The following is a 793-nucleotide window of genomic DNA, read 5'->3' on the forward strand; positions in this document are numbered from 1 at the left end:
GGACAGGATCGACCATTCGTGGTCCGTAAGTTCGTAGCGGCGGCGCGTCATCAGGGGCTCCTTGTCAAAGCCCTTGAATCACGACGCCAATTCCAAACCAAGCAGTTTTATGAGTTTACTGCCTAGGACCAGTACCTGCACCGCAAGCGACATCAATACAGCCGCGGGAGATACAGCCACAGCCGCAAGAAACAAAGGCTCCGCAGGACGAGAAGAAAGAGCATAAATAAACCAAAATGAATCAACCGACAGCAAATTTACCTTCGTTAAGCCGAGGATAAGGCGCCAAAATTTGATAACTGTAAGTAATTTCGTCAAAATTTATGCCATGGTTCTGAATAAAATTGATTAACGATAGTTCTTCTATACTCCGCACCGAAGCCCGCCCTTCTGCATTCGGCTCCGCAATTTCTACGACAAGGCCGGCGCTGTTTATTGTCGGTAACGGTTCCAGACAAGCTTTGCCGATGCCCCATCTCCAACGAAGAGCAAGGCGGCGTTGATCGGCTCCGGTAGGGCCGGATCATCAAAACGCACCCGCAGATAGGAGCGGGACTCACCATCCGTGGTCTCCGCCTCCCAAGCGTCACCAATACGGTGATAGCCGATCAGCAAGCGGTAGGCAGGCGCATTCTCGTGATCACGGTTGTCGTTGGGAACGAGGCGGTGGACTTGCCCTGGCAAAGTGGAGAGCCATTTTCTCGCCGTCAGGCGGCGGCCTCGAACAGGATAGGGCTTTTGTAGCCCAAGGCCGAGTGTCGCCGTATGGGATTATAGAACCCGTCGATGAATG

The 793-nt window shown here is 53.0% G+C and carries 1 protein-coding gene; it reads right to left on the bottom strand.

Annotated features, from left to right (window positions below):
* Window positions 1–432 precede the first annotated feature (432 nt).
* Window positions 433–684 carry a DUF736 domain-containing protein gene (locus GE253_RS25685; protein ID WP_282183267.1) on the bottom strand — a complete coding sequence of 84 codons (252 nt, stop codon included), beginning with the start codon at window positions 682–684 and terminating at the stop codon, window positions 433–435.
* Window positions 685–793 lie beyond the last annotated feature (109 nt).

This window comes from Niveispirillum sp. SYP-B3756 (assembly GCF_009495745.1).
Classification (GTDB): domain Bacteria; phylum Pseudomonadota; class Alphaproteobacteria; order Azospirillales; family Azospirillaceae; genus Niveispirillum.